The sequence below is a fragment of the Pseudonocardia sp. P-1 genome (assembly GCF_058111925.1).
Genome location: NZ_CM176614.1, coordinates 1133702 through 1157990 on the forward strand (window position 1 = coordinate 1133702; position 24289 = coordinate 1157990).

Sequence of the window (24289 nt, forward strand, 5' to 3'; positions counted from 1 at the left end):
GCCCGCGACCGCTCGCGGAGGCGGTCGCGGCGGGCGGCGGAACGACGACCGGCACACGGCCGTCCGACGAGCCGGATACGGCCATCCGGCGCAGGTTCCGGGCCGGTAGGCGGCTCGTCGGGCGGGGTGCACGGCAGCCCGGCCGGGCCCCGTACGGGTGGGCAGCGGCCGGGACCGTCCGACGCAGTCGGACCGCACCCGGCCGCGCCGTCACCGGATCTGCAGGGTCTGCACCGGCTGCGGCGCGGTCTGGACCGGCACGGCGTCGCGCTGGGCCAGGTAGGAGGCGATGTCGTGGAACAGCGGCGCCGCGCTCGTCCCGCCCTTCGGGGCGTCGAGCATGATCCCGATCACGAACCGCGGGTCCTGGGCCGGGAGCATCCCGGCGAAGGTGATCCAGTACTGGGAGCGCGAGTAGGCCCCGGTCGCCGGGTCCACCTGCTGGGCGGTACCGGTCTTGCCCGCCACCTCGTAGCCGGGCACCGCGGCGGCGGGCCCGGTGCCGGACTGGCCGTGCGCCTTCTGGGTGACGGCGGTGAGCATCGTCCGCAGGGTCTGCGCGGTCTGCGGCGACATCACCTGTACCGGCTCGGGCGCCTCGGTCGGCACCCGGACGCCGTCCGGGCCGGTCGTCGCGGCGACGATCCGCGGCGGGACCCGGACGCCGTCGTTGGCGATGGCCTGGTACATCCCGGCCATCTGCAGCACGGTCATCGACAGGCCCTGCCCGATCGGCAGGTTGCCGAAGGTGGAGCCGGACCAGGTCGCGCGGGCCGGGACCCGTCCGCCGCTCTCGCCGGGCAGCCCGACACCGGTCTTCTGCCCGATGCCCATCTTCGCGAGCATGTCCGAGAAGCGGTCCTCGCCGACCTTCTGCGCGATCATCAGGGTGCCGACGTTGGAGGACTTCGCCAGCACGCCGGTCAGCGTGTAGCGGTCGACGCCGTGCGCCCAGGCGTCCTTGATCGTGCGGTCGGCGACCTCGATGCTGCCGGGCACGTCGAGCACGTCGTCGGGCTTGGCGACGCCGGCCTCCAGTGCGGCGGCCATGGTGACGACCTTGTTGACCGAGCCGGGCTCGAAGGGCGTGGTGACGCCCTTGTTGCCCAGCGAGTTCGGGTCCGCGGACAGCAGCTGGGCCGGGTCGAACGAGGTGTTGTCGGCGAGCGCGAGCACCTGCCCGGTGGCCCGGTCGAGGACGACGGCCGAGCCGCTGCGCGCCTCGGCGCGGCCCGCGTAGTCGGCGAGCATCCGCTGCACCTGGAACTGCAGGTCGGAGTCGATCGTCAGCTGCACGTCGGAGCCGGACACCGCGGCCTGCTCGGAGCGCACGCTGCCGGGGATGACGGTGCCGCTGCCCTCGGCGGTGTCGGCGATCTGGAAGCCGTCGCGACCGGCGAGCAGTTCGTCGTCGGAGGACTCCAGGCCGATCCGGCCGATCAGCTTCTGCGCGTCGGCGCTCCAGGTCGCGGCGCCGATGATGTTCGAGGCCAGCGTCCCGTTGGGGTACTGGCGCGCCTCGCGGCTCTCCTCGGCGATCTCCGGGAACTGCGTCCGGAGGTCACGGGCGGGACCGGGGTCGACCGCGGTGGCCATCACGACGTAGCCGCGGTCGCTGTTCAGCGCCCGCTTCAGCTCCTCGGGGTCGCCGTGGGTCACCGCGGCGACGGCGTCGGCCATCCGGTTCTTGTAGGCCACCGCGTCCGCGCCCTTGGTGGAGTTGATCAGGCGCGGATTGGTGACGAGCGCCTTGGACTCGGTGGAGAACGCCAGCACGGCGCCGTTGCGGTCGCTGATCGCGCCGCGCTCGGCCGGGATGACGATCCGGCTGGCGCGTTGCTTCTCCGCGTCCGCGGTCAGCGTGCCCGCCTGCACCGTCTGGACGACGACGAGCTTGGCCCCGGACACCAGCAGCAGGGCGGCCAGCGCCACCCAGGCCAGGCGCAGCCGGAACCGCGGGTCGTCGGCCGGGGACCGGCGCCGGCCGCCCCGCGGACCCTGCCCCCGCGGCCGGGGGCGCGGCGGCGCATAGACCATCAGTTCCCGCCCGCCGCCCGGGTGTCGGCCGGGACCTCGTGCTCGGTGCCCTCACCGGCACCGGCGGCGCCACCCGCGGCGGCGCCCGGAGCGGCGTCACCGCCCTCGGCGGCCGGGTCGGTGGTGGCCGCGCCCGGCTGCTGCGCCTGCTGCGCGGGCGGGGCCTGCGGGGCCGGTGCGTCGGCGACGGGCGGGGCGGGCGGCGCCGCGGCGACGGCGGCACTCGGCTCCCCGACGACGTCGACGCGTCCGTCCGGTGCGACGACCAGGCGTGCCGGGTCGGTCACCCGGACCATGCCCTGGGCCGCGGCGCGGTCGGCGAGCGAGCCGGGGCTCTGCAGCACCGTGACCTCCTTGCGGAGCGCCTCGGACTGCTCGGTGAGCGACGCGGTCCGCTCCCGGGCCGCCTGCAGCGCGTAGGAGTCGGCCGCCGCGGCGGTCGACAGCCACAGCGTCGCGATCAGGCCCGAGACCAGCAGAACCATCACGACCAGCACGAACTTCGCGCGGCCGGTGTTCTCCCTGGCCGCGCTGCGGCGGCGCTGGTCGGCCATCCGTCGGGCGTCGCCGGGGCCGCGCTGGGCCGGGATCCGCGGGGGCGCCGCGGTACGACGGCTCTGGCGGGTGTCGGGCCGCGCCCGGCCACCGCCCGGGGTGCCCGGGCGCTCGATGACGGGTGTGCTCATCGGGGGTTCCTGCCTCTCCGCCGTGCCGGTACTGCCTGCGTGCTCGGGTCCGTGCCACGGGTGCTCACGGCTCGTCCTCCACGCGTTCCGCCGCGCGCAGGCGTACCGGGGCGGCCCGGGGGTTGCGGGCGATCTCGGAGTCGGACGCCTGTTCGGAGCCCCGGCTGAGCAGCCGGAACTCCGGTCCGTGTCCGGGGAGCTCCACCGGCAGGTCCACCGGGGTCCGCGAGCGGACGCGCTCGGCGAGCACGCGCTTGGTGATCCGGTCCTCCAGCGAGTGGTAGGACAGGACGATGATCCGCCCGCCCGGGGCGAGCGCGTCCAGTGCCGCGGGCAGCGCGTCGCGCAGCACCTCGAGCTCGCGGTTCACCTCGATGCGCAGGGCCTGGAAGGTCCGCTTCGCCGGGTGCCCGCCGGTGCGCCGGGACGCGGCGGGGACCACGCCGTAGAGCAGCTCGACGAGCTCGGTGCTGCGGGTGAACGGGCGCTTCTCCCGGGTCCGGACGATCGCGTTGGCGATCGGTCCGGCGAACCGCTCCTCGCCGTACTCCCGCAGGATCCGGCGCAGCTCGCCGGCGGTGTAGGAGTTCAGGACGTCGGCGGCGGTCGGCCCGGTGGTCGGGTCCATCCGCATGTCGAGGTCGGCGTCGCGGGAGTAGGAGAAGCCGCGGGCGTCCTCGTCGAGCTGGAGCGAGGAGACGCCCAGGTCGAACAGGATGCCGTCGGCGGCGGACATGCCCGCCTGCTCCAGCGCGCCGGCGACGTCGTCGTAGACGGTGTGCACCCGGTGCAGCCGGTCGGCGTAGGCGGTCAGCCTGCGGCCCGCGAGCTCGAGGGCCTGCGGGTCGCGGTCCATGCCGACGACGGTCAGCCGGGGGTGCGCGGCCAGCAGCGCCGCCGCGTGGCCGCCCATGCCGAGGGTGGCGTCCACGTAGACGGCGTCGCGGTCGCGCAGTGCGGGGTCGAGCAGCTCGGAGACGCGCTCCAGCAGGACCGGGGTGTGCCGGTCACCGGGCGCGCGCTCGTCGCGCGGGGTGGCGCCGTCGCCGGAAGTACCGTCCACGTCCCACCCCCCGGTGCGCCGTCCGTCCCCGTGTGGTGCGTGCGTGTCGTGCGGGCCGCCGGTGCGGCGGCCGTACCCGGTCCCGGCCACGGGGGCCGGGACCGGGTGGGTCGATGTCCGTGGGTGTGGCGTGCCGGCTCCCACAACCGGTCCGCTCCACGCCCGAAGACGCGCGGGCGCCACCGCGCCACCCGAACTCCCCAGTCGGGGTGGGCGCCGGCGCCGTCCCCACCCGGGGGCCGTGCCGAGACGGACCTGGCACCGGGGAAGGTGTGCCAGGGCCGACTCGATCACGGCACCCGGGTCGGGGCGGCGACGGTGGTGTCGTCCGCTGTCGGTCGTGCTGTCCTGCTCAGGTACTGCCGCCGTCCGTCGTCCCGCCCGCCAGCGGAACTCAGAACAGCCCGGGCAGAACCTCCTCCTGGGCCTTGGCGAACTCGTCCTCGTGCCGCCCCTGGTACTCCTGCCAGGCCTGCGCGTCCCAGATCTCGGCGCGCGTGAACGCGCCGATCACCACGCAGTCCTTGGACAGTCCGGCGTACCGGCGCAGCTCGGACTGGATCGCGATCCGGCCCTGGCCGTCGGGGTTCTGCTCGTCGGTGCCCGAGAAGAGGTTCCGCTGGAACACCCGCGCCGACTCGTTCGTCAGCGGGGCCGCGGCGATCTTGCGCGCCATCTCGGTGAAGGCGTCACGGGTGAACACGTAGAGGCAGTGGTCCTGCCCTTTCGTGATCATGCAGCCGCCTCGCAACTCGTCGCGGAATTTCGCGGGCAGCGTGAGCCGCCCCTTGTCGTCCAGCTTCGGGGTGTAGGTGCCGAGGAACACCGACCCCACCTCCACCTGGGACCCCTGTTCGCCCCAGCGATCACCACACTACCCCACACTCACCCACCGTCAACCCGAGACGGGTGGATCTTCGACCGTTCATCCGATGTTTTCGCAGGTCAAGGACGGTGGGGCGCGGTGGGGGCACGCGACGCGCCACCCGGTCGCGCGACGTCCGGAGGCCGTTTCCGGCCGCTCCGGCCGCACCTGCGCCCCACCGCTCCCCCACCGGCGTCGCCCCAGGTCAGGGACGGTTTCCGGGCCGATCGGGTCGTCCGGGGTGGGGACGGGTGGGGAGCCGGTGGGGGGACCGTGGTGAGCCCGGGTGGGGGCGGTGGGGGATCGGCGGACGCGCGGTGGAGCGGCGTGGGGAACCACCGTGGGGCGCCGTGGGAGACCTCCCGCCCGGGGCCGCCGGCGAGCCCCGGAGCGCGTCGCGTTCGGCCGTACGGAGCAGCGGGGCGAGGCGGGTGGCGGCGCCCGGTCCCGATCGGGGGACGTTTGACAGACTGGAGTCACCCGAGCCGTCTCCTGAGGAGGCCCGTTGTCGTCGAGCGCGCCGTCCGCGCCCTCCGTGCCACCCGTCCCGTCGCCGTCCGGTGGTCCCCTCCGCCGGGCCGAGGCCGGCGGTGCGCACCCCGGTTACGCGCCCGAGCCGATGGACGCCGCCGCCGTCGCCGACGCGGCGGGCCGGATCGCCGCCGCGATGGCCCGGATCATCGTCGGCAAGCCCGACACCATCCGGCTGGCCCTGGTCGCGATGCTCGCCGAGGGGCACCTGCTCGTCGAGGACGTGCCGGGCGTCGGCAAGACCACGCTGGCCAAGGCACTCGCCCGGGCCGTCGACGGGGCGGTGAGCCGGGTGCAGTTCACCCCGGACCTGCTGCCCGGCGACATCACCGGCTCGTCGGTCTACAACCGGCAGACCTCGGAGTTCGAGTTCCGGCCCGGCCCGGTGTTCGCCAACGTCGTGATCGCCGACGAGATCAACCGTGCGTCGCCCAAGACCCAGTCGGCACTGCTGGAGTGCATGGCCGAGCACCAGGTCACCGTCGACGGCGGCACCTACCCGCTGGGTGACCCGTTCATGGTCGTCGCCACCCAGAACCCGGTGGAGATGGACGGCACCTACCCGCTCCCCGAGGCCCAGCAGGACCGGTTCACGATCCGCGTCTCGGTCGGCTACCCCGACCCGGCGGCCGAGCTGGCGATGCTCGAGGAGCACGGCTCGACCGACCCGCTGGAGCGGCTGCGGCCGGTGACCGACCTGCGCACGCTGCGGTCGATGATCGCCGGGGTCCGCGGCCTGCACACCGCGGCGGAGGTGCGCCGCTACTGCGTCGAGGTCGTCGGGGCGACGCGACGGCTGCCCGAGGTCCGCCTCGGCGCGTCGCCGCGCGCGACCCTGCACCTGCTGCGGGCCGCCCGCGCCTGGGCGGCGACCGCCGGGCGCGGCTACGTCGTGCCCGACGACGTCCAGGCCGTGGCCGTCCCCGTCCTCGCGCACCGGCTGGTGCTGGGCCCCGAGGGGGTCGCGGCCCGCCGGACACCGGCGGACCTGGTGCGGGCCGCCGTCGCGCGGGTCGCGGTGCCGTCCCCGCCGCGGGGCTGAGATGGCGCCGACCGCGCCGCCGTCCGGGCCACCGGCTCCCACCGAGCCCGGTGCCCCGGCGGCACCCGGGTCGTCGGCGCCGCTCGCGGCCGGCGGCGCGCCGCGCCGGGAACGGCGGGCCGGGCTGACCGTGCGCGGGCGCTGCCTGCTCGCCGGCGGCGCCGCGATGGTCGTCTCGGCGATCGCGCTCGACGAGCGCGACCTCGTCCGGATCGGCGCGTTCGTGCTGTTCCTGCCGCTGCTGGCACTCGTCGTCGCGCTGCGGTCGCGCCGCTCGCTGCAGGTCGGGCGCACCCTGGAGCCGGCGCGGCTGGAGGCGGGCAGCGGCGGCACGGTGCTGCTGCGGATCGCCGGCGGCGCCCTGCTGGGCGCACTGCGGATCGCCGACCACGTGCCCGACGCCGCCGGTCCCGCCGACCGTTACCCGCCGCGGTTCACCGTGCACCGGCTCGGCCGGCGCGGTGCCCGGGTCGGCTACCCGGTGCGGCCCGCGGTCCGCGGCGCGTACCGGATCGGTCCGCTGCGCGGTCGCGGCACCGACGCGCTCGGCCTCGCCGAGTTCCGCCACGACCTGCTCCCCGCCGACCGGCTGCTGGTCCTCCCCCGGGTCACCCCGCTGACCGGGCGCCCGGCCCTGACCTCCACCGCCGCCGGGCGCGGCGCCGAGGGCGGCAGCCGTCCCGGCCCCGGCACCCCGGACGTGCTGATCCGCCCCTACCGCCAGGGCGACGAGCTGCGCCGTGTGCACTGGCGCTCCAGCGCCCGGCGCGACGAGCTGATGGTCCGCCTCGACGACCGTCCCGACCCGTCCGGGGTGACCCTGCTGATCGACCGGCGCGACAGCGCCCACCGCGGGCACGGGCCCGCCTCCAGCCTGGAGTGGGCGGTGGCGTTCACCGCGAGCGTCGCGGTGCACCTGCTGCAGCGCGGCGAGGCCGTCGCGCTCGTCGACGAGTCCGGCGAGGCCGTCGGCGACGTGCCGCCCGGTGTGACCGGTGCGGACGCCGTCCCCCCGCGGCTGGAGTCGCTCGCGGTGCTGCGGCCCTCGGCGAGCACCGGGTTCACCGCGCCCGGCCCCGGGCCCGGGCACCCGGAGGGTGTGCTCGCGGTGCTCGGCGGGACCGCGCCGCAGGACGTCACCGCGCTGGTCTCGGCCTGGCCGCGCGGCGGGCACGCCGTCGTCCTCGACGTCGACACCTGGTCGGCCGCGACGCGGTCCCGCCCGGCGTCGGTCGCGGCGGCCGCGCTCCGCCGTGCCGGGTGGCACGCCACCGTCGTCACCTCCGACATGACCGTCCAGCGGGCCTGGGCGGACGCCTGCGGCTCGCCCGGTATCGCGGGGGCGACCGGATGAGCGCGCCGACCCGGCCCCCGTCCGGCCCGCGCCGCAGCCCGCCGCGCCCGTCCCCGATGCCGCACCCGCGGGCCGGACGCCGGGTGCCCCGGCCTGGACGGTCGTGCTGGGACCGGTCGCGACGGTCGTCGCGGTGCTGCTCGCCGGGACGGCGATGAGCTCGGTCGTGCAGGGCGCGACCTGGTTCGCCCACGCCGCCGTCGCGGTCGTGCTGGTCTCGCTGGTCGGCGGCCTGCTGCTGCCGCTGCGGGCCTGGCTGGTCGCGCCCGGCCAGCTGCTGGCCCTGGTCCTGCTGGTGACCGCGTGGTTCACCGGCAGCGGCGTGCTCGGGGTGCTCCCCGGGCCGTCGGCGTTCGGCGAGCTGTCGGGCCTGCTCGGCGGGGCCGGGCAGCAGATCGACAGCGGGCTGCCGCCGGTCGCGGCGAGCCCGGAGATCCTGCTGCTGGTCACCCTCGGGTTCGGCACGATCGCGATCGCGGTGTTCGGGCTCGCGGTGACCGTGGCCGCCCCGGCCGCGGCCGGGGTGCCGCTGCTGGTGGTGTTCGCGGTGCCGACGGCGCTGCAGCCGGACCTGCTGCCCTGGTGGACCGTGGTCGCGGCGACGCTCGGCTACGGCGTGCTGCTGCTCCTGCGCCCGGACCGGCTGCGGCAGATCCCGGCCGGGGCCGCGGTCGTCGCGGTCGCCGTCGTGGGCTCGCTGCTGGCGGGACTGCTGGCATCGTCGGTGGGAACCTCGGGACGCTTCGACGCCACCGGCGGGACCGGGGGCGACGCCGACGGCTCGATCGGGCTGAACCCGTTCACCTCGCTGCGCGGACAGCTGACCCGCAGCGAGCCGCGCCCGCTGTTCAGCGTCCGGGGTCTGCAGACCCCGACCTACCTGCGCGCGCTCACCCTGCAGTCCTACGTGCCGCAGGAGGGCTGGAAGGCGGGGCGCCCGCTGCCGGGCGTGCCGCTGACCGGGCCGCTGCCGCCGTCGACGTCCGGGCCGGCCGCGTCCCAGGACGTGCAGGTCGACAACCTGGGCTTCCGCGACTACTGGCTGCCGGTGTTCGGCGACCCGACCCGGATCGCGGTGAACTCACCGAGCTGGGCCTACGACGCCGACGGCGGCATCGTCTACAGCGAGCGCGCACAGTCCGAGGACGGCTGGACCCAGTCGATGCGGCTGCCGGAGCCGTCGGCCGACCAGCTGCGCGCGGCCTCCGGGCCGACCACGGTCGACCGGTCCTACCTCGACACCGACGGTGTCGACCCACGGGTCACCGCGATCGCCCGGGAGGTGACCGCCGGGGCCACGACGCCGTTCGACCGGGCGATGGCGCTGGAGGACCACTTCACCGGGCCCGGCTCCCCGTTCACCTACAGCCTGGCGACCGCGCCGGGTGGCAACGGCGACGCCCTGGTCGACTTCCTGACCCGCGGCCGGACCGGCTACTGCGAGCAGTACGCCTCGGCGATGGCGGTCATGCTGCGCGCCGTCGACGTCCCGGCCCGGGTGGCGGTCGGTTTCACCGCAGGCGACGCCGACGGCTCCGGGGCCCGCACGATCACCACCGAGGACGCCCACGCCTGGGTCGAGGCGTGGTTCCCCGGCTACGGATGGATGACCTTCGACCCGACCCCGCTCGCCGACGGCCGCACCATCGACCCGGCCTATGTCCAGCAGGCCCGGGAGCAGGACGGCGGCACGCCCGCCGCCGAGCAGACCCCGCAGCCCGAGCCGTCCGCGACGCCGCCGCCCCCCGAGGCCGGTGGCCCCACCCCGGAGCCTCCGCCCACCGAGGAGCAGGCGGCCGACCGGCCGACGGCCGCGACCGGGTCGTGGTGGCCGCTGGTCGTGGCGCTGCTGCTGGCGGCCGCGGTGCTCGCGGTCGTGCTGACCCCGGGCCTGTGGCGCCGGCACCAGTACTCCCGCCGGGCCGGGCTGGCCCGGGCGGGCGGCGACGGCGCTGCGGCGGCGGCATGGGACGAGGTCCTGGCCGCCTCCCGCGACCACGGGGTCCCGGTGCCGCCCGGGGACACCGTCCGCGCGGCCGCCGACCGCATCACCGAGCGGCACGGCCTGTCCGGGCGCCCCGCCGAGGCGCTGCGGGAGCTGGCGGGCCGGGTCGAGGCGAGCTGGTACGGCGGGATGCTGCCCGAGCCCGGCACGCTCGACGGTCTGGTGGACGAGGTGCGGACGGCGATCGCGGCCGGCGGGACGTCGTTGCGGGCCCGGGTGCTGCCGGCCTCGGTGGTGCCGGAGGCGGTCCGGCGCGGGCGCCGCCCGTCCGACGACGACCCGACGGCCGACGACGGCGCCGCCGACACGGCCGGGGAACCTGCCGAGCGCGGCTGACCCGCCCGGCGCGCACGGCCGCCCCGCCCAGCGCGTGCGGCCGACCCGCCCACCGCGGCACGGGGTTCGCAGCCCCCGGCACCCCGGATCAGCGCCCGGCATCCGATCGGGGGCGTCGTCCGGTCGGCGGCATCGTCCGGTCGGCGGCATCGGCCGGCGGCGTCGCCCGGCCGGCGGCGTCGCCCGGCCGGCGGCGTCGCCCGGCCGGCGGTGTCGTCCGGCCGGCGGTGTCGTCCGGCCGGCGGTGTCGTCCGGCCGGCGGTGTCGTCCGGCCGGCGGTGTCGTCCGGCCGGCGGCCGTCGGACGGCGCGGGCCGGTCCCGATCGCCGGGCTCCCGTCCCCGGTGACACCCGGGCCCGACGCCGGTACAGCGGACGGCCGGCGCCGGACACACGACGGCGGGGCGGGCCACCGCATCGGTGTCCCGCCCCGCCGGGTGTCGTACGGGCGGCCACGTGGGCCGCCCCGTGTCACTCCTGCTCGAAACGGCGCCGGAAGCGCTCCTCCATACGGCCGGTGAAGCCACCGCCGCTCTCGCCGGACTGCTTGTCCTTCGGGGCGGCCCCGCCCTGACCGGTCGTCTCCTCGCCGCCGCGACGGGCGCCGATCGAGGTGACCGCCAGCAGCGCGCCGCCGAGCATGGCGAGGAAGCCGACGATGCTCAGGATCGGCAGGTCGCCGAGCCAGAGTGCCCGGAAGGGGATCCCGGCGACGAGCAGCACGAGGCCCACCACGAACAGGACGGCGCCCTGGATCCGGCGGCGCCGGGCGGGCTTGCTCCGCCGGCTACCGCTGACCGAGGACGCGAACTTGGGGTCCTCCTGGTAGAGGGCGCGTTCGATCTGTTCGAGCAGGCGCTGCTCGTGCTCGGAGAGCGGCATGCCTTCACCTCCGGCACACGTAATCGGACGGTAGGCCGCATTCAGCCCGGGCCTCCTCGCCCCGGCCGGTACGACGGGCGCCCCAACCTGGGCGTCTGATGTTCAGAGTACGAGGCGAATCGTGCCGCGACCACCCGGACCGTCCAACCCGCTCGGCTGATCGTCGAGCGGGCGGCGTGGCGCGGCGTGTCGTCGCTCACCCGGACTGTCGCAGACCCACCCGGACGGGGGTGGGCAGCCGGGTGAACGCCGGACGACCGGTCACCGACGGCAGCCGGACGGCGACCGTCGGACACCGGCGGCGGGGACGGGTGTCAGTACCGCCGGGCGAGCAGATGCAACCGCGGGGCGACCTCGGCGAGGGCGCCGACCTGCGACGCGAGCGCGTCCAGCTCGTCGCGCTCGTCGCGGCCCGCCGCCTCGCCCTCCTGGCCGGGGCCGGGCAGCCACGCCTCGAGGGTGCCGTCGCCCTGCAGGATCTCGGTCCGCAGCCGTCCGGTCCCGGCGGTGAGCTCCTGCAGCCGGTGCGCGTCGAACCGGCGCAGCAGCCGGTCGTCGGTACCGGTGCGGCCCTCGGGGTCGGTGAGCAGGGCACGGGCCTCGGCGAGCCGGCCGGTGGCCAGCCGCCCGATGAACGCGCCGTAGCGCCCCACCGTGAGCACCGACACCGCCCCGCCCGGGGCGGCGGCCGCGGCGAGCGCGGCGAGCACCCGGCCCGGGCCGTCGACGACCTCGAGCAGCCCGTGTCCCAGCACGAGGTCGGCGCCGTCGGCCGGGGCGACCTCGGCGAGGGTGTCGACGTCGCCGTTCACCGGGGTGATCCGGTCGGTCACGCCTGCCTCACCGGCGCGCCGGGCCAGCGTCGCCAGCGCGTTGGGACTGGTGTCGACGACGGTCACCGCGCAGCCGGCGATCGCCAGCGGCACCGCCCAGGTGCCGCTGCCCCCGCCGACGTCGAGCACCCGGGGCGCGGCCCCGGTGTCCCGGCGGACACGGTCGATCTCCCTGTCCAGCACCCGGAACACGGCGGCCCCGCGCGCTGCTCCGGCCTGCTCGCGTGTCGGCGATCCCACGGCACCGAGACTAGTGGCCCCCGCCGGTGCCCGGCCCGCCCGCCCGGCGGGACGCCCACGACCGGGCGCCCGACGATCACCGGCACTCCGCTCGGCGACCGTGCCGGACCGCACGGTAGGTTGGGTGGGTGCAGGTCGTCGCCACGCTCAGTCTCAAGGGTGGCGTCGGCAAGACCACGGTCGCACTGGGTCTGGCCGGCGCGGCGCAGCGGCACGGCGTCTCCACCCTCGTGGTGGATCTCGACCCGCAGGCCAACGCCACCACCGCGCTCGACCCGGAGCCCACCACGGCGACCGTCGCCGACGTGCTGGACGAGCCGCGCCGCGCAGTCGTCGAACGGGCCATCGCGCCGTCGGCGTGGGGCGAGGGCCTCGACGTGCTGGTCGGCGCGGAGCAGACCGAGCGGCACAACCACCCCGACCCGGGGGCGGTGCAGCTGTACCGGCTGGACCGCGCCCTGCAGCGGCTGGCCGGTGAGCTGATCACCGACGACTCCGGTGGCTCCGAGCACGCCGAGGAGCGCTACCGGCTGGTGATCGTGGACTGCCCGCCGTCGCTGGGGCAGCTGACCCGCAGCGCGCTGTCCGCCGCGGACCGGGCGATCCTGGTGACCGACCCGACGATGTTCTCGGTGTCCGGCGTGCAGCGCGCGTTCGACGCGGTCCAGACCGAGCGCGAGCGGTCCAACGACCGGCTTCAGCCGCTGGGTGTGCTGGTCAACCGGGTGCGGCCGCGCAACACCGAGCACGAGTTCCGGATCTCGGAGCTGCGCGAGCTCTTCGGCCCCCTGGTGTTCAACAGCGTCCTGCCCGACCGCTCGGCGGTCCAGCAGGCCCAGGGCGCCTGCCTGCCGATCCAGGCCTGGGACACCCCGGGCGCCCGGGAGATCTCCGCGGTGTTCACCGCGCTGCTGGGCCGGGTGCTGCGCAGCGCCTCGCGCCCCGCCGCCTCGGCCTGACCGGCCCCTCCCGGCCCGCTCCTCGGCCCCGTCCGCTCGCGTTCTCCTCCGTCCGCCGATCCGCTCCCCCGTGCGGCCCGCCGCCCCGGCGGACGGACCTCACCGGGGCAGCAGCAGCTGCACCCGGGTCACGAACTGCTCGGCCTGGCGCAGCAGGTCGTCGGCGGCGCGCCGGTCGACGTGCCGCCCGATCCCGACCTCGGCCTCGATCCGCAGCCGCGAGCACCCGGCGAAGAACGCCGCCCACTCCTCCAGCTCCGGAGCGACCTCGGCGAGGAGCCGCCAGACGTCGCGCGGGGCGCCCCGGCGGGTCCGGGGCCGGGCCCGCATCGCCAGCACCGCCGCCCCGGCACGCAGCGCGGCGAGGTAGGCGGCCGGGTAGCGGCGCAGCGGCTCGGTCTCCCGGTGCGCCTCGGCGAGCTGCTCGGCGGCCTGGCGCAGCAGCCCGAGCGCGTCCCGCGACGGCGGGGCGGGCGCGGGCGACCGGAGGGGCACCGGCCCGGCCGGCCGGGCCGCGCCCCGTCCGACGGCACGGGTGCGCCCGGCAGGGGGACCACCTGCCCGGACCGGCCGGCGGCGCCGGTCTCCCCGGCCCGGCCCGGCCGGCCGGTGCACCCGGTCCCGGCCGGGTCCGCACCGGTCCGGCCGCTCCCCCGCCGGGACGGCGCCGCCCCGGCGGCGGCCCCCGTACGGTCGGCGGCGCCCCGTCCCGTGCCCCGGGCCGCGCCGCAGTCCAGCGGCCACAACCCGTCGGCGACCGGCCGCACCCGGCCGGACCGCCGCTCCGGCCGCGCGGCGCCCGCCGGGGCGTCGCCCGGCCGTCGCGCCCCGGCGGACCGCGGCGACGGCAGCGCCAGGTCCAGTTCCATCGTCCTGCTCCGCACGCGCACCTCCCGCATCTCCCGCACCTCTCAGTCGACCTTCACCAGGTCCCACACGCCCGGACCGGACCGCATCCGCAGCACCACCTCGCGCGGCGGCTCCTGCGGGTCCTGCACCGACCGGGCGAGCACCCGCCAACAGCTCAGCCGGTCCCCGCCCACCGGCATCGGCGACGGGAACGGCCACGGGGACTCCTCGATCCACTGGTCTCGAACCCCGGTGACCAGGAAATGTTCCCCGCGGCGCGACGGACGCCGCGAGAACTCGACCGGCTCACCGTTCTGCCAGCGCACGTCGATCGCCGCCGGCTGGCGGGACCGGAACAAACGCGAGAAGCCGCCCACTGGCATCACCACGCCCTCCACCCGGTGGCCGGGCCTCGGTTCCCACCACCGGAATCGGTCTCCGGGACGCCCGGCGACGGGGTGCTTCCCCCACTCCGCCCACCGGACGCCCCGGCGTCGAACGCGCGTTCGACATACGTCAGTAGAACGCGTGTTCGATCGTCGCGTCAAGTCGGGCGACCGGGTGGCGCCACTCACCCACCGGCACCGCGGCGGGGTGCCCGGTCCGGACCCGCCGGGACCGGCCGGACGTGGTGTGATGGGGGCATGTACCCGGACACCGACCCCGCCCCGGCGCGGGCGTGCGGTCCCCACCGGGGCCGGTGCTCGCGGTGACCGCCGCACCGTCGCGTGCGCGCCTGATCGGCCTCGGCCGCAGCGACTTCGCCGACCGGCTGGGCGAGGCGATCGACGTCTACGTCACCGCGATGGGCTACCCGCGGTCGACCGCACGCCAGCGCCGCTCGCTGTGGCTCGAGCACTCCTACCGGCCGGGCTGGCGCTCGGTCGGCTGGCTCGACGCGCAGGACCGGCTCACCGGCATCGGCTACGGCTACTGGGGCGGCCCCGGGCAGTGGTGGTTCGAGGAGGTCCGGCGCGGGCTGCGCGCCCGTCGCGGGGAGCCCGGGGCCGTGAGCGCCGACTGGCTGACCGACTACTTCGAGCTGACCGAGCTGCACGTCCACCCGCAGGCCCAGGGCTCGGGCATCGGCGAGTCGCTGCTGCGGGCGCTGGCCCGCGACGCCGCCCGGGCCCGGATGCTGCTGTCCACCCCCGAGTACGGTCGCGCCACGCCCGGCCGGGCGTGGCGGCTCTACCGTCGTGCCGGGTTCGTCGACGTGCTGCGCGAGCACCTGTTCACCGGGGACCCGCGCCCGTTCGCCGTGCTCGGGCGCGAGCTGCCGCTGCTCCCCACGGATCACCCGACACACGCCCCCGAGTGACGCCGGGACCGTCGTGCCCGGGTGGCACGATGACGCCATGCCGTCGCACCGCACCGCGCCACCCGCACGCCGTCGATCCCGGACGCGTGCGCTCGTGCTGCTCGCGGTGCTGGCCCTCCTCGCGCTGACCGGCTGCACCCGGGTCCAGGTGGCCCTGGCCGTGCAGCCGGACGACACCGTCGACGGCACGATCGTCGTCGCGACGCCCGAGGGCGCGCCGGACGGCCGCGGCCCGCAGCTGGAGGTCCCGGCCGACCTCGCGGGCGATGTCGAGCTGTCGCCGTACGACCAGGACGGCTTCGTCGGCACCCGTGCGGCCTTCGAGAACCTGACCTTCGCCCAGGTCTCGCAGCTGAACCTGCTCGGCGGGAACGCGTCGGGACGGGCGAACCTGGAGCTGCGCCGGGTCGGGGAGCGGATCGCCGTGCAGGGCCGGGCCGACCTGACCACGATGCCGGTGGACCGGGCCGACGTGCGGCTCGCGATGAGCTTTCCCGGCGAGGTCGTCGAGTCCGACGGCGAGACCGACGGCGGCACCGTCACCTGGGAGTTCGTCCCAGGTGAGGTCTCGCAGATCAACGCCTCGGTGATCTCGACCGATCCGAACGCGCCGTCGATCCTGGGCTGGTCGCTGCTGCTGGCCGGGCTCGTCGTCGTCGCGGCGGGGGCCGCCGTGCTGCTGGCCCGGCGCGACCGGAACCCGCCGATCCGGCGCTGAGGGCGCGCCGGACCGGCGGGGGTGGCCGACCGGAACCGGTCAGAGGTCGACCACGACCTTGCCCGTCGTCCCCGCCTCGACGGCCTCGTGCGCGGCGACGACGTCGTCGATCCCGAACCGGGTGACCGGCAGCGGGGTCAGCGCTCCGTGCGCGGCCGCCACGCCCAGCCCGTGGGCCGCGTCGGCCAGCACCGGGCGGGGCACGGTGTAGAGCAGCGCGAACCGCAGCACCGCGTTCGCCCCCATCAGCGCGCGGACCGGGATCGACGGGTCCTGCGGGGTGGCGGCGTAGGAGACGACAGCGCCCCCGTTGCGCAGCACCGCGAGGTCCTGCGCCAGGTTCTGGGCGAGCGAGACCTCGACGATCCGGTCGACCGGTCCGGCGGCGTCGAGGATCGCGGCGCCGGGGTCGCCGTCGCGGTAGTTGACGACGTGGTGCGCGCCGGCGGCCCGGGCCAGCTCGGCCTTCTCCGGACCGGACACGGTGGTCACCACGGTCGCCCCGGCCCAGCGGGCGAGCTGGATGCCGTAGTGCCCGACCGCGCCCGCACCGCCGGTGACCAGCACCGTCCGTCCGGCGACCGGGCCGTCGGCGAACAGGCAGTGGTAGGCGGTCATCGCCGGGACGCCCAGGCAGGCGCCGAGGTCGTCCGGCGCGCCGTCGGGCAGCACGGTGGCCTGCTCGGCCGGCAGCACCGTGTACTGCGCGCAGGTGCCCCACTCGGCGAGCGCGGCGCCGCCGGCACCGCCCGGCGACGCGAGCCAGGTCCAGACCCGCTGCCCGACCCGGGACGTGTCGACCCCCTCCCCCACGGCGTCGATCTCGCCCACGCCGTCCTGGTGCGGGACGCGGACCCCGTCGAAGGGCCGTGACGTGGTGCCGTCGCGGGTCTTGGTGTCGGTCGGGTTGACCGCCGAGATGCGGACCCGGACCCGGACCTGCCCCGGGCCGGGCTGCGGGGTGTCGATCTCACCGACGGTCAGGACGTCGCGGGCGGTGCCCTCACGGGAGTAGCTCACTGCCTTCACCCCGGCCATCCTGCCGTCGCCGGTCCGGGCCCGCACCCGGTGCGGCACGACCGGCGTCAGGCGGCGTCGCGGCGCTCCTCGGCCAGGGCGGCGACGGTCTCGCGGGCGGCGGCCCGGCGGGCCTCGGCGCGACGACGCCGCACCCGCCACCCGCCGACGCCGGCGACGACCACGACCGCCAGGACCACCCAGCCGGCGATCCCGAAGGCCTTCTCGAACTGCTCGGCGGCCTCGCGCAGCAGGAACCCGGCGGTCACGTGCACGGCCGACCAGACCGTCGCCCCGACGACGACGGCGGGCAGGAACCGCCGCAGCGGCAGCCCGGACGCCCCCGCCGCGGCCGGGGTCATCGTGCGCACCACCGGCAGGAACCGGGCGCCGAGCACCGCCCACGGACCCCAGCGGCGCAGGGTGCGGGCGGCGTCGTCCCAGGCGTCGCGGCCCATCCGGCCGATGATCCGCGACTCGCGCAGCCGCGGGCCGAAACGGCGGCCGATCGCGTAGCCGATCGCGTCGCCGCAGGCGGCGGCGACCGCGACCACGCCGGTGACCAGCACCGCGGCCGGGACGTCCGGAACGGCCATCGCGGCGGCGATGAGCACGGTCTCGCCGGGCAGGACCAGCCCGACGCCGATCGTGGTCTCGCCGAGGGTGACCAGCCCCGCGACGAGCACCACCACCCACAACGGGACGGAGGTCAGGAAGTCGATGATCTCGGTGATGGGAGGCTCCTCGGCCGGGGTGACGGGGCCGCGTCAGTCGACGCAGGGCACCCCGTCGGCGGTCAGCTCGGGCTGGGTGTCGGCGGCCGGGGTCGGGTCACCCCGGGGCGCCGCGGCCCGTCCGGTCCCGCTCTCCGTCGGGGCCGGTGCCGCCGGCGCGGCGGTGTCCGCGTCGTCGCCGTCACCGGGATCGGCCGGTACCCCGGGCGCGGTCAGCCCGGCGAAGAACGCCGTGACCTGCCCCGGGTCGACCTTCACCGCGACGCCCTCGCTGCCGGTCCGGTAGTCGGCCCGGCCGGTGGGGATGGTGCGGAAGGTGACCCGGTCACCGCGCAGCTGCGCCGCGTGGGCGAGCATCGAGGTGAGGTCCCAGCCCTGGTCGAGCACGACGGCACCGTTGACCGCCTGCATCAGGTCGGCGACGGCCGTCGGGTCGGTGAGGGTGCCCGCCGACAGGAGCCGGTGGGTCAGCCCCGCGAGAAACGCCTGCTGGCGACGGACCCGGTCGAGGTCCCCCTCGGGCAGGCCGTGCCGCTGCCGGACGAACTGCAGGGCCTGGGCGCCCTGCACGGTCTGCGGGCCCGCGGCGAAGTCCGCGCCGGAGTAGCTGTCGCGCACCGGGGCCCTGAGGCACACCGGGACGCCGCCGAGCGCACGGGTGATCTCGGCGAACCCGGCCAGGTTGACCTGGGCGTAGTGGTCGATCGAGACGCCGGTGAGCTCCTCGACGGTGCGCACGAGCAGCCTGCTGCCCGCGGCGTTGGCCTCCCGCTCCAGGTCCGGCCCGCTCAGCCCCTGGCGGATCAGGTCCGGCCGGGCGATCGCGGCACCGCGCGCCAGCGCAGAGTTGATCTTGTGGTTGCCGAGGCCGGGGACGTCGACCCAGGAGTCGCGCGGGATCGACACCGCGGACGCGCCGAGGTCGGGGTCGTCCGGGATGCGGACCAGCATCAGGGTGTCGGTGTTGTCCTGGCCGTCGGCGTCGCCCGCGTCCAGGGCGTCGAGGACCTCGCGGGGCAGCGGGTTGCCGCGGGCGTCGACCCGGGAGTCGCTGCCGACCAGCAGGATGTCGGTCGCGCCGTCGGCGACGTGCGGTCCGGTCACGTCCGCGGTGGTCAGACCGCTGGTGCCGCCGACCATGGCCCAGCCGGCGCCGGTGGCGAGGAAGACCGCGACCGACAGTGCCGCGACGAGACCGCGGACGCGGTGCCGCCGCGGGGCGGGGGCACCCTGCTCGGCGCGCGGCCAGGGGGCGACCGGGCGCATCGGGGTGGTGGGGCGGGCGCCGGGGTCGGCGGGCCGGGCCCGCGGGCCGGCCGACGCGGGCCGACCGCCGGGCCGGGCCGGGCCGCCCGACGGAGCACCGGGGACCGCGCGCGACGGACGGGGACCGGCCGGGGCGCCGGGGCGCGCCGCCGGCGGGCCGCCGGAACGGGGCCACGCGCCCGGCGACCGGGTGTCCCGCGGCGCCGCACCCCGGGTCCCGGTCCGCGGCGCGCCCGGAGCCGGCGGGACGCCGGGGACACGGGGTGCGCCGGCCCGGTCCGGACGCGGACGGTCCGGGGGCACCGGACCCGGCGGCGGCGTCACACGATCCCCCGCCCGCGCACGGCGTCCGGCTCCCGCCTGCGCTCCTGCGCGGCCACCACGGTCCGGACCACCTCGACCATGCCGGCGTCCGCGATGACGTAGATCTGGTGGCGGCCCTCGCGGCGGGCGCGGACCAGCCCGGCGAGCTTGAGCTTCGCCAGGTGCTGGCTCACCGTCGCCACCGGCTGGCCGAGGGTCGTCGCGAGGGTGCCGACGTCGCGCGGGCCGTCGGCGAGCAGCCAGACGATCTGCAGCCGCGAGGTCGCGGCGAGCATCCCGAACGCCGCGGCCGCGTCGGCCAGCAGCTCGGGGTCGAGGGGCTGCGGGTCCTCGGGGGCGGTCTCCACCGGGCCTCCAGACAGTTGCGTCACTTACGCAACTGTTACCGTACCGGGCGGCGCCGGACGCGGTGCCGGGGACCGGAGGGGCACCGTTGGACCGGACGATCGGGCGCGACGGTGCCGCGGCGCGGCCACCGCCCCCGCCGGCCGATCCGCCCGTCACGCCCGGCGAGCCCGCGCTGCGGCACTGGGCGGGCGCCGACGCGTTCGCGCTGCTCCGGGGCCTGGAGTCCTCGCGCCGCGGACTGTGCGAGGACACCGCCGCACTACGCCTGCACGCCCACGGCGACAACGCCACCGATGCCGTCCGGCGCCCGGGCGCGGCCGTGTGGGCCCGCCGCGCGCTCGCCGGCCCGTTCTCCGGCCTGATGACCGTGCTCGGGGTGCTGCTCGCCGTCGCGGGCAGCCCCGGCAGCGCGACGCTGGTGCTCGTCGTCGCCGCGCTCGGCGTCGGGCTGCGCCTGTGGCACGCCGCCCGCGGCGACCGGCTGTCGCGGGAGCTGCGCGCGCACGCCGCGACCACCGTGACGGTCCGCCGCCGCCCGGCCCCCGGGACCGCACCGCGCGACAGCGAGGTGCCGCCGGAGGACCTGGTGCCCGGCGACGTCGTGCTGCTCGGCGCGGGCGACCCCGTCCCGGCCGACGCGCGGCTGCTGCACGCCCGGGACCTGCTGGTCGACCAGTCGTCGCTGTCCGGGGAGCTGCTGCCGGTGGCGAAGGCACCGCCGTCGTCGCGGGAGCCGCGCCCGGCGCCGCGGCGACGGTCGTCGCGGGCGGGGACCGACGACGGCCCGGTCACCGCGCACCCGGCGCTGCTGTTCGCCGGGAGCACCGTGGTCCGCGGCACCGCGACGGCGGTCGTGCTGGCCACCGGGGCGCACACCCACACCGAGGAGCTGGCCGGGCGCGGCCGCCGTCCCCGCCCGGAGTCCGAGGTGGACCGGGGACTGCGGTCGGTGCGCCGAGCGCTGGTGCGCTGCATGCTGCTCGCGGCGCCGCTGGTGCTGCTGGTGAACGTCGAGGTGTCCGGTGACGTGCGGCAGGCGCTGCTGTTCGCCGTCGTCGTGACGGTCGGCCTGGCCCCGGAGCTGCTGCCGCTGATCGTCGGGACCACGCTGTTGCGCGGCGCGTCCCGGCTGCGCGAGTCCGGGGTGCTGGTGACCCGCCCGGAGGCCATCCACGACCTCGGTTCGATCGACGTCGCCTGCCTGGACAAGACCGGCACGCTCACCGAGGACCGGGTGGTGTTCACCCACTCCGTCGACGTCGACGGCCGTCCCGACCCCGCCCCGGCCGACGCGGCCGCGGTCGCGGTGCGCTTCCAGACCACCCCGCGCGACGGCCTCGACGACGCGGTGTCCGCCGCCGACCGGGACGGGTCGGCGCTGCTGGCCCACGGCCTGTTCACCCGGGTCGAGGAGCTGCCCTTCGACCATTCCCGGCGGCGCTCGGCGATGGTGCTGCGCGACGCGCACGACCCCGGTGAGCTGGTGATCGTGCGGGGCGACCCGGACACCGTGCTCCCCCGCTGCACCCGGGTCGCCCGCGACGGCGGGGCCGTGGAGCTGACCGCGTCGCTGCGGGCCGCGGCCGCCGACGCCGCGGCCGGGCACCGCGCGACCGGGCTGCGGGTCGTCGCCGTCGCCACCCGCCGGACACCGCTGCTGCGTCCGCTCGGCGCCGGTGACGACGACCCCGAGCGCGACCTGCTGCTGCTGGGCTTCGTCGGGATGGTCGACCCGGTGCGGGAGTCTTCGGCCCGCGCGGTGGAGCGCTTCGCCGAGCAGGGCGTCGCGGTGAAGGTCCTGACCGGCGACGACACCGCCGTCGCCGAGCAGGTGTGCGCGCGGGCCGGGATCGCCGTCACCGGGGTGCTCGACGGCGCCGGGCTCGATGCCCTCAACGACGTCGCACTGGCCCGAGCGGTGGCGCGCACCACCCTGTTCACCCGGCTCGGGCCGCTGCAGAAGGAGCGGGTCGTCGCCGCGCTGCAGGCCCGCGGGCACACCGTCGGGTTCCTCGGCGACGGCCTCAACGACGTCGGCGCGCTGCGGATCGCCGACGTCGGGATCGGCGTCGACGGAGCGGTGCCCGCCGCCCGGGCGGCCGCGGACATCGTGCTGGCCGACCGCAGCCCCGACGTCGTCGTCTCCGCGGTCGAGGAGGGCAGGCGGACCCTGGGCCGCGCCACCCGCTACCTGACGGTGACCGCGGCGCTGAACGTCGGCAACGCCCTGTCGGTGCTGGTCGCCTCGGCGGTGCTGCCGTTCCTGCCGCTGCTGCCCGCGCAGCTGCTGCTGCAGGGCGTGCTGTTCGGGGTGGCCGCGCTGTCGCTGTCGTTCGACCGGGTCGAGCCGGGCTGGACGGCGCGGCCCCGGCGCTGGGACACCCGCGGGATGCTGTGGTTCATGGCGGTCCTCGGGCCGCTGGCCTCGGCGTTCGACCTGGTCACGTTCTGGGCGGTGTGGCGCTTCCTGGGCCTGGACACCCCGCAGGAGCAGGCGGTGTTCCAGGCCGTCTGGTTCATGGAGGGGGTGCTGTCCCAGGTCCTGGTGCTGCTCCTGCTGCGGACCCGGGCCGGGCGCGCCGCGCGGCCGGTGGTGGCGACGGTGACGGCCGTGGTCCTGGCCGGGCTGTCGGTGCCGTTCACCCCGCTCGCCCCCCTGTTCGGGATGGCGGCGCCACCGCCCGCGGTGTGGCCGCTGTTGGCGGCCGTCGTGCTGCCGTTCCTGTCGTGTGTGGCCGCGACGCGGCCGCTGTACCTGCGTCACGTGCTGGGGATCCGCCCCGCGGACCCCCGGCAGGAGAAGGAGAGGATCCGATGACCCCACCCGGACCGACCCAGCTGCTCGTCGTCCTGCTGGTCGTCGTGCTGCTGTTCGGCGCGAAGAAGCTGCCCGACCTGGCCCGCTCGGTGGGCCGGTCCACCCGCATCCTGAAGTCCGAGCTGAGCGGGACCCGCGAGGACGGCGCGGCCCGCTCCGAGGACCGGGACCTCGAGGAGCGGCCCGCCGGGGAGCCGGCGGCCCGGGAGCGGGTCGCGGAGGAACGGACCACCGGCGAGCGCTGACCGTCGCGGGGCCGGGGACGCACGTCCCCGGCCCCGCGGGCCGGTTCAGAGCAGCGAGGACCAGTAGGTCCAGAAGCGCTGCAGGATCAGCCCGACGACCACCAGGAACCACAGCACCACGGGCACCGCGTGGTAGCCGGTGATCCGGGCGTGCAGCGCACGCGCGCCGCCGCCGAGGGCGTCCAGGGTCGCGAGCAGCGAGTACCAGAAGATCGGGATCGTCACGGCCCACACGACCATGCAGTACGGGCAGAGCGCGCCGATCCGGTACAGGCTCTGGACGATCAGGTAGTGGACGAAGACGACGCCGAGCGCGGACCCGGCCGTCAGCCCCACCCACCACCAGCGCGGGAAGCGGGCCCCGGCCAGCAGGGCCGCACCCGTCGTCACCACGACCGCGAACGCCCCGATCCCGAGCAGCGGGTTCGGGAACCCGAAGAACGCCGCCTGCGGGGTCGTCATGACCGACCCGCAGGACAGCACCGGGTTGATGCTGCACGACGGCGTGTAGGCCGGGTCGATCAGCAGCTCGATGCGCTCGACGGTCAGCGTGAACGCCGAGATCAGCCCCAGCACGCCGCCGACGACAAGCAGCCACGGCAGGAACCGCGGCACCGGCCCCGGCACGGCCGGGGCGCCGGTGGTGACGCGGGAGAACTCCTCGGTCCGCGCCGCGGCGGGGACGCTCACCGGTTCACCGCGGCGTCGAGGGCGTCGGTGATGTCCTGCACCGAGCGGAGCTGCACCTTCTCACCGTTGACGAAGATCGTCGGGGTGCCCTCGACGCCGGCGGCGAGCCCGGCGTCCTTGTCGGCCTGGATCTTCGCGGCGGTCGCCGGGTCGGCGACGGCGGCGTCGTAGGCGTTCAGGTCGAGGCCGAGGTCCTGGGCGTAGCCGCGGAACACCGTCGCCGCGTCCGGGGACTCGGACCAGTCGCGCTGGGTCTGGAACAGGCGCTCGTACATCGGGTGGAACGCGCCCTGGGCGCGGGCCGCCTCACCGGCGAGCGCGGCGGCCTCGGCGTTCTGGTGCATCGGCAGCGGGAAGTTGCGGAACACGAACTGCACGCGGTCGCCGTACTGCTGCACCAGCTGGTCCATGATCGGCTGGACCTGGCCGCAGGCGGGGCACTGGAAGTCGGCGAACTCGACCAGGGTGGCCGAGGCGTTCGGGGCGTCGTTGAGGCGGGCGGCGTCGGCGGTGACGAGGCTGTCGGGCGCACCGGCGGCGGCGCCGGTCTCCGGGGTGCCGGGTCGCGTCGCGAACAGCAGCGCGGCGACGATCAGCGCGAACGCGCCGACGACGGCCAGGGAGATCTTGACGTTGCGGGTCATCGGGAGTCTTCCTCCACGGGGCCCGGCGCGGTGGCCGGGTCGGAACGGGTGCGGGGACGCGGTGGCGGGGTGTCCGCACGCCTCAGTTGCGGTCCACGCAGAGGTGCTCCACCGGCGACGGCGCGCACAGCGTCCGTTCCGGTGCGGCGGGCGGCGCGGTGCCGGTGTGCCCGGCCGCCAGGACGGCGACCACGGCGACCGGCAGCAGCGACGGGACGGGCACGTCGTCGTCGCGGCGGGGGGCCTGCTCGCAGTCCCCCGCGTGCATCAGCGTGAGCGGGTGCTGCGAGCAGTCCGAGCCGACGACGACCGCAGGGGTGGTGCCGTGGGCGCCCGGGGCGGTCGCGACGGCGGGGCCCGCGCACAGCACCAGGGCCAGGACCAGCAACGCCATCGGGGCGAGGACGCGCACGTGCCTCACCCCACCTCTCCGCTCCGACCACGGCCGGACGCCTCCGGCAGCGCCCACGACGATACCGAGGG

23 protein-coding genes are annotated in these 24289 nt (G+C 76.8%); 8 read left to right on the forward strand and 15 right to left on the reverse strand.

The annotated features are described in order from the left end of the window. Nucleotides 1–210: 210 nt before the first annotated feature. The 4 genes from AC0GKK_RS05365 to mraZ all read right to left on the reverse strand — a co-directional run bounded on the left by AC0GKK_RS05365 (nucleotide 211) and on the right by mraZ (nucleotide 4612). Complete coding sequence (locus AC0GKK_RS05365; protein ID WP_489883286.1) at nucleotides 211–2037, reverse strand: peptidoglycan D,D-transpeptidase FtsI family protein; 1827 nt, start codon at nucleotides 2035–2037, stop codon at nucleotides 211–213. Then, nucleotides 2037–2723 carry a cell division protein FtsL gene (gene ftsL, locus AC0GKK_RS05370; RefSeq protein WP_489883287.1) on the reverse strand — a complete coding sequence of 229 codons (687 nt, stop codon included), beginning with the start codon at nucleotides 2721–2723 and terminating at the stop codon, nucleotides 2037–2039. The genes AC0GKK_RS05365 and ftsL overlap by 1 nt, the downstream gene beginning before the upstream one ends. Nucleotides 2724–2787: 64 nt before the next feature. Continuing rightward, nucleotides 2788–3786 carry a 16S rRNA (cytosine(1402)-N(4))-methyltransferase RsmH gene (gene rsmH, locus AC0GKK_RS05375; RefSeq protein WP_489883288.1) on the reverse strand — a complete coding sequence of 333 codons (999 nt, stop codon included), beginning with the start codon at nucleotides 3784–3786 and terminating at the stop codon, nucleotides 2788–2790. Between the two features lie 394 nt (nucleotides 3787–4180). Then, a complete protein-coding gene (gene mraZ, locus AC0GKK_RS05380; protein ID WP_489883289.1) occupies nucleotides 4181–4612 on the reverse strand; it encodes a division/cell wall cluster transcriptional repressor MraZ in 432 nt (143 codons plus the stop codon). A gap of 658 nt (nucleotides 4613–5270) precedes the next feature. Here mraZ and AC0GKK_RS05385 point away from each other — a divergent pair. The 3 genes from AC0GKK_RS05385 to AC0GKK_RS05395 all read left to right on the forward strand — a co-directional run bounded on the left by AC0GKK_RS05385 (nucleotide 5271) and on the right by AC0GKK_RS05395 (nucleotide 9919). After that, nucleotides 5271–6224, forward strand: coding sequence for an AAA family ATPase (locus tag AC0GKK_RS05385; protein WP_489883290.1), 954 nt, complete (start codon nucleotides 5271–5273; stop codon nucleotides 6222–6224). Nucleotide 6225: 1 nt separating this feature from the next. Continuing rightward, on the forward strand, nucleotides 6226–7578 hold the full coding sequence (locus AC0GKK_RS05390) for a DUF58 domain-containing protein (protein WP_208827051.1): 1353 nt from the start codon (nucleotides 6226–6228) through the stop codon (nucleotides 7576–7578). A gap of 103 nt (nucleotides 7579–7681) precedes the next feature. Beyond that, complete coding sequence (locus AC0GKK_RS05395; protein ID WP_405417977.1) at nucleotides 7682–9919, forward strand: transglutaminase TgpA family protein; 2238 nt, start codon at nucleotides 7682–7684, stop codon at nucleotides 9917–9919. 470 nt (nucleotides 9920–10389) lie between these two features. Here AC0GKK_RS05395 and AC0GKK_RS05400 read toward each other — a convergent pair whose 3' ends face one another. Then, nucleotides 10390–10800 (reverse strand): SCO2097 family morphological protein, encoded by a 411-nt coding sequence (locus tag AC0GKK_RS05400; protein ID WP_100880227.1) that lies wholly within the window; start codon nucleotides 10798–10800, stop codon nucleotides 10390–10392. Between the two features lie 314 nt (nucleotides 10801–11114). Then, entirely contained in the window at nucleotides 11115–11873 is a 759-nt protein-coding gene (locus tag AC0GKK_RS05405; RefSeq protein WP_308819803.1) for a class I SAM-dependent methyltransferase, read from the reverse strand. Between the two features lie 128 nt (nucleotides 11874–12001). On the opposite strand from AC0GKK_RS05405, the gene AC0GKK_RS05410 reads away from it, so the two are divergent. After that, the gene (locus AC0GKK_RS05410; protein WP_489883291.1) at nucleotides 12002–12832 is read left to right on the forward strand and encodes a ParA family protein; all 831 of its coding nucleotides are present in this window, start codon (nucleotides 12002–12004) and stop codon (nucleotides 12830–12832) included. Between the two features lie 99 nt (nucleotides 12833–12931). Here the strand turns inward: AC0GKK_RS05410 and AC0GKK_RS05415 are convergent, their stop codons facing one another. Next, entirely contained in the window at nucleotides 12932–13327 is a 396-nt protein-coding gene (locus tag AC0GKK_RS05415) for an SAV_6107 family HEPN domain-containing protein (protein ID WP_405417981.1), read from the reverse strand. Between the two features lie 416 nt (nucleotides 13328–13743). Further along, complete coding sequence (locus AC0GKK_RS05420; protein WP_051050348.1) at nucleotides 13744–14064, reverse strand: hypothetical protein; 321 nt, start codon at nucleotides 14062–14064, stop codon at nucleotides 13744–13746. 326 nt (nucleotides 14065–14390) lie between these two features. On the opposite strand from AC0GKK_RS05420, the gene AC0GKK_RS05425 reads away from it, so the two are divergent. Both AC0GKK_RS05425 and AC0GKK_RS05430 read left to right on the forward strand, forming a co-directional pair. Further along, the gene (locus tag AC0GKK_RS05425; RefSeq protein ID WP_489883292.1) at nucleotides 14391–15002 is read left to right on the forward strand and encodes a GNAT family N-acetyltransferase; all 612 of its coding nucleotides are present in this window, start codon (nucleotides 14391–14393) and stop codon (nucleotides 15000–15002) included. 37 nt (nucleotides 15003–15039) lie between these two features. Beyond that, nucleotides 15040–15720, forward strand: coding sequence for an LppM family (lipo)protein (locus AC0GKK_RS05430; protein WP_346102278.1), 681 nt, complete (start codon nucleotides 15040–15042; stop codon nucleotides 15718–15720). Nucleotides 15721–15759: 39 nt separating this feature from the next. Here the strand turns inward: AC0GKK_RS05430 and AC0GKK_RS05435 are convergent, their stop codons facing one another. The 4 genes from AC0GKK_RS05435 to AC0GKK_RS05450 all read right to left on the reverse strand — a co-directional run bounded on the left by AC0GKK_RS05435 (nucleotide 15760) and on the right by AC0GKK_RS05450 (nucleotide 19408). Next, nucleotides 15760–16758, reverse strand: coding sequence for an NADPH:quinone reductase (locus AC0GKK_RS05435; protein ID WP_405417985.1), 999 nt, complete (start codon nucleotides 16756–16758; stop codon nucleotides 15760–15762). Nucleotides 16759–16805: 47 nt separating this feature from the next. Continuing rightward, nucleotides 16806–17426, reverse strand: a complete 621-nt coding sequence (locus AC0GKK_RS05440; protein ID WP_405417988.1) for a DedA family protein — start codon at nucleotides 17424–17426, stop codon at nucleotides 16806–16808. A 78-nt stretch (nucleotides 17427–17504) separates the two neighbouring features. Further along, nucleotides 17505–18737 carry an LCP family protein gene (locus AC0GKK_RS05445; RefSeq protein WP_489883293.1) on the reverse strand — a complete coding sequence of 411 codons (1233 nt, stop codon included), beginning with the start codon at nucleotides 18735–18737 and terminating at the stop codon, nucleotides 17505–17507. A gap of 320 nt (nucleotides 18738–19057) precedes the next feature. Further along, nucleotides 19058–19408, reverse strand: coding sequence for an ArsR/SmtB family transcription factor (locus AC0GKK_RS05450; protein WP_251784452.1), 351 nt, complete (start codon nucleotides 19406–19408; stop codon nucleotides 19058–19060). 86 nt (nucleotides 19409–19494) lie between these two features. Between AC0GKK_RS05450 and mgtA the strand changes: the two genes are divergently transcribed. Both mgtA and tatA read left to right on the forward strand, forming a co-directional pair. Beyond that, a complete protein-coding gene (gene mgtA / locus AC0GKK_RS05455) occupies nucleotides 19495–22227 on the forward strand; it encodes a magnesium-translocating P-type ATPase (RefSeq protein ID WP_489883294.1) in 2733 nt (910 codons plus the stop codon). Next, nucleotides 22224–22472 carry a twin-arginine translocase TatA/TatE family subunit gene (gene tatA, locus AC0GKK_RS05460; RefSeq protein WP_285898640.1) on the forward strand — a complete coding sequence of 83 codons (249 nt, stop codon included), beginning with the start codon at nucleotides 22224–22226 and terminating at the stop codon, nucleotides 22470–22472. Before mgtA ends, tatA begins: the two co-directional genes overlap by 4 nt. A 45-nt stretch (nucleotides 22473–22517) precedes the next feature. On the opposite strand, the gene AC0GKK_RS05465 is transcribed toward tatA, so the two are convergent. The 3 genes from AC0GKK_RS05465 to AC0GKK_RS05475 all read right to left on the reverse strand — a co-directional run bounded on the left by AC0GKK_RS05465 (nucleotide 22518) and on the right by AC0GKK_RS05475 (nucleotide 24227). After that, nucleotides 22518–23162, reverse strand: a complete 645-nt coding sequence (locus AC0GKK_RS05465; protein WP_405417997.1) for a vitamin K epoxide reductase family protein — start codon at nucleotides 23160–23162, stop codon at nucleotides 22518–22520. Next, on the reverse strand, nucleotides 23159–23806 hold the full coding sequence (locus AC0GKK_RS05470; protein WP_062402120.1) for a DsbA family protein: 648 nt from the start codon (nucleotides 23804–23806) through the stop codon (nucleotides 23159–23161). Before AC0GKK_RS05470 ends, AC0GKK_RS05465 begins: the two co-directional genes overlap by 4 nt. An 82-nt stretch (nucleotides 23807–23888) precedes the next feature. Next, the gene (locus AC0GKK_RS05475; RefSeq protein ID WP_208824504.1) at nucleotides 23889–24227 is read right to left on the reverse strand and encodes a hypothetical protein; all 339 of its coding nucleotides are present in this window, start codon (nucleotides 24225–24227) and stop codon (nucleotides 23889–23891) included. Between the last annotated feature and the right edge of the window lie 62 nt (nucleotides 24228–24289).